Genomic DNA, 6538 nt, shown 5'->3' on the forward strand with positions numbered 1-6538 from the left:
GAGCGGGGGTCGCCGGGCGGTCCGGCTCCGGGGGGGTAGAGCCGGCCCGCTTTCCCAAGAAAGTCTCGGGGGAGTTCGGCGTAAGCCGGACTCAAGTTCGCCTTAAACCCGAGGCAAACTTACTGACTCCAGTCTAGGCGGATACAACATATGCTGCCCGATGCTTGAGAGTTCCGTCGAGGTGCAATCACGCCCATCAGGTGAGGATTTTTCTCACCAGGTTGGGACGATCCCCCAGGACCGTGCCCCGCAAGACGCGCCTTGCACACGACAGCACTCCCGTTCCTGTGCACAGGGAGTGCATCGGGACGGAAGTGGGAGCGTACAGGAGATCTAAAGATCTTTCCGGCCGCATCGCCGGATCTGGTCGCCAAATAGAAACGATCACGGTGAGTGATCAATTCGGCGACCGGAGAGACGGTTACGGATAGTCCGGAATGGCGGGCTACATCCCGACTTGACCCCACAAGGCACCAGTGTCCCGTCCGGCGCGGCGGGCGTCCGCCGGACGGGATTTCCGAATGGGGGGCTTGTCATCAGGACGAATGAGGCGTACACAGGTCATACGGACCACGTGTCCGAGCACGGCAGCCGGGCACCCACGCGCGATCAGCCGCGGGAGGCGCGTCGAGACGGGCTTGACCCGATCCGACGAATTTGAGGTGCACGCTTGGTAACCCGGTGTGACGTGCTGGCGGCGGCGCCCTCCAGAAGGGGCGCCGCTCGCTTTGCCGGCCGCGGCCACTCGCGGCTAGTCGCGGACGTCCAGACCGAGTGCCGTCGCCAGGACGACCGCCTGATACGGATCGATCACCGCACGTCTCAGTTCGACGGTGAACGGATCCATACCCGAGATGTCACTCCCGCGTAGATCGCATCCGGAAAAGTCGGCCTTGTGGAGGGACGCGCCCGACAAGTCGACGCCGCGGAACTCCGCTCCGGCGCACCTCGCGCCCGTGAGATCGGCCTCGCGCATGCGGACGTCGGTGAAGGACGCGCGGCGGAGGTCGGCGCCCGGGAGGCCGGTGAAGGACCAGTCGCCGCCCTCGACCTTCAACAGGTCGTGGGTGCAGCCGTCGAAGAGGCCGCCGACGAGCTTGCATCCGCTGAAGGTGGCGTCGAAGAAGCCGCACCGGACGAACGTGCAGTTCAGGAACGCGGCGTCCGTATGGGTCGACGCGTTGAAACGCACACCGCGGAACGTGCAATCGGTGAAGGCGGCACCGACTCCACTGGCCTCGGTCATGTCCAGGTCCGTGAAGAGGACGCTCTCGTAGCGCTCACCCGTCAGGTCACGCGAATCCCAGTTCGCCGACGAGATCGTGCTCTCGGTGGGCGCCGCCGGACGTCCGTGCATGCGATCGGCCATGCACCAAGGATGACCCCATCCACTGACAGGAACGGGGTCAGCCGCGCATGAACGCTTCGCAGATGGCCTGCGAGTCCCGTGCCGCCGCGACCACGGCCGCCGCGCAGTGCCCGACCCATTGCGCGACGCCTTCGGAAGTGCCGGACGAGTAGGCCCGGAGCGCTTCGGCGTAGTCGTCGCCGAGTTCCAGGTGCCCGACCTCTGGCGCGACGAGTGATTTGGGGTCCAGGCCCCGGGCGACGAAGGTGAGACGTTGGGCGGCACGGGCGACGAGTCCGTCTCCCCAGCCGAAAGGACGCAAAGTCTGCAACTCGCCGTGCACGATGGCCCCGACCACGATCGCCGGCGCCTTCGTCGACTCCATCAGCAGCCCGCTGAGTGCGTCGAGGCGGGCGGCGACCTCGGACGGCGAAGGCGGCTCACCAAGGCCCAGCACGTCCTTCACGGTCCCGTCGTCCATGCGCGGGCGTCCGAGATCGGCGTTGTCGACCGCATCCGCCGCAGCGAGGACATGGAGCCGCGCCAGAGCCTGTCGCGGGGCCCTCCGCCACGTCTCTGTCAGAGCCCCCAGTTCGGCGGAGACGCGCAGAGAACCCTGCACGACCGGGTCGGACGGGTTCTCGGTGGTGCGAAGCTCGTCCAGCGTGACCGAGGCGCCTTCGAGCACGGCCGAGGCACGCGCACCGCGCAGCGCCGACTCCGTGGACACCTCCGCGCTGCGCCGCCGCAGGATGCGATGGCCGAGCAGCCGGTCCACCGCGGAACGCGCGTCATCGACCGCGTCGGCCACGCCGGGCAAGTTCGCTACATCAGCAAGGGCATCGGTCACGGCAAGACCTTATGCGGTCGCCCGGAACGCCTGGGCAACGCCCCATAGACGGGCGGGAGGCAAGCGATTCCGGCACGGCAGACCGGGAAGAGCTGTTGTGTTGGGTGTCACCCAACACCATCCGGAGCCGGGGCTCCGGTCGCGCTCTTCCCCGACATCCACCGGTCAGCTTGTGGAAAACAGGTCCTTCCTGGTGAAGTGGGGATACCGGGCGACCCCGCTTCAGCTAGCAAGGAGTGCGCGTTGAGCCAGAGCCAAGAAACACTGTCGAACCTGCTGCAGGAGACTCGGCGCTTCCCTCCGCCCGCAGAACTCGCCGAGTCGGCCAACGTCAAGGCCGACGCGTACGAGCGCGCAGCGGAGGACAGCCAGGGTTTCTGGGAGGAGCAGGCGGACAGGCTCACCTGGACGAAGCGCTGGGACGATGTCCTGGACTGGAGTAACCCCCCGTTCGCGAAGTGGTTCGTCGGCGGGGAACTGAACGTCGCCTACAACTGCGTCGACCGTCACGTTGAGGCGGGACGTGGAGAGAAGGTGGCCTACCACTGGGAGGGCGAACCCGGCGACTCCCGCACCATCACCTACGCCGACCTCCAGAGCGAGGTCAACAAGGCCGCCAACGCCTTGCTCGAACTGGGCGTCCGCAAGGGCGACCGGGTCGCGATCTATCTGCCGATGATCCCCGAGCTGCCGATCTCGATGCTGGCGTGCGCACGCATCGGCGCGACGCACTCGGTCGTGTTCGGCGGCTTCTCGTCCGAGGCGCTCCGTACGCGCATCGACGACGCGCAGGCCAAGCTCGTCATCACCTCGGACGGCGGCTTCCGGCGCGGCAAGCCGTCGGACCTGAAGGGGATCGTGGACGAGGCCGTCGCGCAGACGCCGACGATCGAGCACGTTCTCGTCGTGCGCCGCACAGGCGAGCAGGTGGCCGACAACGACCGCGACCTGTGGTGGCACGACGTCGTGGACCGGCAGAGCGACCAGCACACCGCCGAGCCCATGGACGCGGAACACCCGCTGTACATCCTGTACACGTCCGGAACGACGGGAAAGCCGAAAGGCATCCTGCACACCACGGGCGGCTACCTGACGCAGTGCGCGTACACCCACCACGCGGTGTTCGACCTCAAGCCGGAGACGGACGTCTACTGGTGCTCGGCCGACATCGGCTGGGTCACGGGGCACTCCTACATCGTGTACGGGCCCCTTGCCAACGGCGCCACCAGTGTCATCTACGAGGGCACGCCCGACACGCCCAACAAGGGCCGCTGGTGGGACGTCATCCAGAAGTACAAGGTGTCCATCTTCTACACCGCGCCCACGGCGATCCGGACGTTCATGAAGTGGGGAGACGACATCCCCGCCCAGTACGACCTGTCGTCCCTGCGCGTACTGGGGTCGGTCGGTGAGCCGATCAACCCCGAGGCCTACATCTGGTACCGCACCCACATCGGCGGTGACCGGACCCCGGTCGTGGACACGTGGTGGCAGACCGAGACGGGCGCCATCATGATCAGCCCGCTGCCGGGAGTCACGGCGGGCAAGCCCGGCGCCGCGATGCGCCCGCTGCCCGGCATCGCCGCGGACGTGGTGGACGACCAGGGCCGGCCGGTGCCGAACGGCGGCGGCGGGTTCATGGTGGTCAAGGAGCCGTGGCCCGGCATGCTCCGGACGATCTGGGGCGACGACGAGCGCTACGTCAAGACGTACTGGTCGCGTTTCGAGGGCCTGTACTTCGCCGGCGACGGCGCCAAGAAGGACGAGGACGGCGACTTGTGGCTGCTCGGCCGCGTGGACGACGTCATGCTCGTGTCCGGGCACAACATTTCCACCACGGAGGTCGAGTCGGCGCTGGTGTCGCACCCGAAGGTCGCCGAGTCGGCGGTCGTGGGCGCGACCGACCCGGTCACCGGGCAGGCCATCGTCGCGTTCGTCATCCCGCGCGGCGACGCCGGAGGCGACGTCGAGGGCGAGGACTTCCTGCGGGAACTGCGCGACCACGTCTCCAAGGCGCTCGGCCCGATCGCCAAGCCCCGCCAGATCATGATCGTCCCGGAGCTGCCCAAGACCCGCTCCGGCAAGATCATGCGGCGGCTGCTGCGGGACGTCGCCGAGAACCGCAGCGTCGGCGACGTCACCACGCTCGCCGACAGCACGGTGATGGACCTGATCTCCGAGAAGCTGCCGAGCGCCAAGTCCGAAGACTGACCGGGAGTCCGGCCAGCAGGCCCGAAGGCCGCAACGAACGTCACGGCCCGCGTCCGGTGCACCACACCGGCCGCGGGCCGTCGTCGTGCCGGTGGCAGACTGCCCCCTGCGGGAGCGGCGTCACTCGCCGGGTGGTTTCACCGTTTCGCTGCCGTTCGGCGGTTTGGCCTATACCGACCCGTCACAATTCGAGAGAGTGACGACTGCGGCCCTGATCGCGGGCGTTCGCAGGGAACGGGCTCGCCTCGGCGGCCGCGGCCGTCGTCTTCGGAGAAGGGTGCGTCTGCGCGCGCCGGGACTAAGGAGAAAAATCGATATGTCCAAGGCTCTACCGGGCGAGCGCATGGAGGACAAGTCCGTCGGCGACCTCGTCGGGATGGCGTCGCAGAACATCTCCAACCTGATCAGGGCGGAGATGGACCTGGCCAAGATGGAGCTCAAGGCCGACGCCAAGAAGGCAGCCGTCAGCAGCGTGATGTTCACCATCGCCGCCGTGATGGGCGGCATCGTCGTCATCCTGCTGTCCATCTCGTTCGCGTACGGCCTGGTCGCCCTCGGCGTGTGGCACTGGGCGGCGTTCCTGATCGTCGCCATCGTGTACGTGGCGCTCGCCATCGCCCTGATGCTCATCGCCAAGCGGCTCATCAAGAAGATCGAAGGCGGCAAGCGGACCCGCAAGACGCTGAAGAACGACCTGGAGACCCTGCGCAAGCGCGGCGGCTCCGACACCCCCGAGCTGACGGTCTGACCCACGCCATGTCCGGGAACGATGCGTCGCTGATCGAGGTCGACGGGCCGTGGACGCACCGGCAGATCAGTGCCGGTGGTACGCGTTTCCACGTCACCGAGGCCGGTGAGGGCCCGCTCGTCCTGCTGCTGCATGGCTTTCCCGAGTTCTGGTGGTCGTGGCACAACCAGCTCGTGTCACTGCCCGCGGCCGGCTACCGCGCGGCCGCGGTCGACCTGCGCGGGTACGGCGGCAGCGACAAGCCGCCCCGCGGCTACGACCTCGTCACGCTGGCCGGGGACGCCGCCGGGCTCGTCCGTGCGCTCGGCGAGGCCAACGCGGTCGTCGCCGGGCACGACTGGGGCGGGCTCCTGGCGTGGACGATGGGCGTCTACCACCCGAAGGTCGTCCAGCGGCTCGCCGTGGTGAGCGCCCCGCATCCGCTGCGGCTGCGCCAGGCCGTCGTGGGCGATCCGCGCCGGCAGGGGTGGGCGACGCGGCACACGTTCGGTTTCCAGCTGCCGCTGTGGCCTGAACGGCGCCTTGTCCGCGATGACGCGGCGATGGTGGGACGGCTCCTGCACGACTGGTCCGGCCCAGGCTGGCCGGACGAACGCACAGAGCAACTCGTCAGGAGGGCCGTACAGATCCCTGGGGTGGCGCACAGCGCGCTGGAGTATCACCGCTGGCTCATCCGTTCGCTGGTCCGCCCGGACGGTGTCCGCTACGCGCACCGGATGCGGGCCCCCATCCACGTCCCCACGCTCCAGTTGCACGGCGCGCTGGACACGTGCTCCCTCCCGGCCAGTGCCCAGGGCTCCGGCCGCTACGTGGCCGCCCCCTACCGCTGGAAGCTCATAGAGGGCGCAGGACACTTCCCGCACCAGGAACGCCCCCGCGCCTTCGACGCCCAACTCCTCGGCTGGCTGGCCGACCCCGAGCCAGAGCGTTAACCGTGGAGGAGCCCGCGTACCGTGGAGGCATGCGGGATCGGGACGAGTCCGGGCGCCCACGCAACGCACGGCCACGCGACGCGTATGGACGTCCTCTGCCTCACGGCACGTCAGGCATACCCACGATGCCGGAAGACCTCGACATGCCGCCCGCGGACGCGCTGGTCGAGGCACAACGCCTCCTGGACGCCGATCGTCCGTTCCATGCGCACGAGGTCCTCGAAGCGGTCTGGAAGGCGTCTCCAGAGCCCGAACGCGAACTCTGGCGGGGCTTGGCACAGGTCGCCGTAGGGATCACCCACCTGCGAAGGGGGAACACGCGCGGCGCCGAGGCGCTCCTTACCCGCGCAGCCGAACGCCTCGCCCCGTACGAGGCCGCCCCTCCGCACGGCATCGACGTCCAGGGGGTCGTCCACCGCGCACACGACCTGGCCGCCCACCCCGAGAAC

6 protein-coding genes are annotated in these 6538 nt (G+C 68.5%); 4 read left to right on the top strand and 2 right to left on the bottom strand.

Annotated elements, in window-relative coordinates; translation table 11 throughout:
* Positions 1 to 751: 751 nt before the first annotated feature.
* Both E1281_RS35730 and E1281_RS35735 read right to left on the bottom strand, forming a co-directional pair.
* The gene (locus E1281_RS35730; RefSeq protein WP_131884125.1) at positions 752 to 1369 is read right to left on the bottom strand and encodes a pentapeptide repeat-containing protein; all 618 of its coding nucleotides are present in this window, start codon (positions 1367 to 1369) and stop codon (positions 752 to 754) included.
* A gap of 37 nt (positions 1370 to 1406) precedes the next feature.
* The gene (locus E1281_RS35735) at positions 1407 to 2198 is read right to left on the bottom strand and encodes an oxidoreductase (RefSeq protein WP_131884126.1); all 792 of its coding nucleotides are present in this window, start codon (positions 2196 to 2198) and stop codon (positions 1407 to 1409) included.
* Between the two features lie 243 nt (positions 2199 to 2441).
* Here E1281_RS35735 and acs point away from each other — a divergent pair, with 243 nt between their 5' ends.
* The 4 genes from acs to E1281_RS35755 all read left to right on the top strand — a co-directional run.
* Complete coding sequence (acs, locus tag E1281_RS35740; protein ID WP_131884127.1) at positions 2442 to 4409, top strand: acetate--CoA ligase; 1968 nt, start codon at positions 2442 to 2444, stop codon at positions 4407 to 4409.
* A 316-nt stretch (positions 4410 to 4725) separates the two neighbouring features.
* A complete protein-coding gene (locus E1281_RS35745; RefSeq protein WP_131884128.1) occupies positions 4726 to 5157 on the top strand; it encodes a phage holin family protein in 432 nt (143 codons plus the stop codon).
* Positions 5158 to 5165: 8 nt separating this feature from the next.
* A complete protein-coding gene (locus E1281_RS35750) occupies positions 5166 to 6089 on the top strand; it encodes an alpha/beta hydrolase (RefSeq protein ID WP_131884129.1) in 924 nt (307 codons plus the stop codon).
* Positions 6090 to 6214: 125 nt separating this feature from the next.
* On the top strand, positions 6215 to 6538 hold a 324-nt coding region (locus E1281_RS35755; protein ID WP_243717737.1), incomplete at its 3' end, for a DUF309 domain-containing protein.

This window comes from Actinomadura sp. KC345 (assembly GCF_004348515.1).
GTDB lineage: Bacteria > Actinomycetota > Actinomycetes > Streptosporangiales > Streptosporangiaceae > Spirillospora.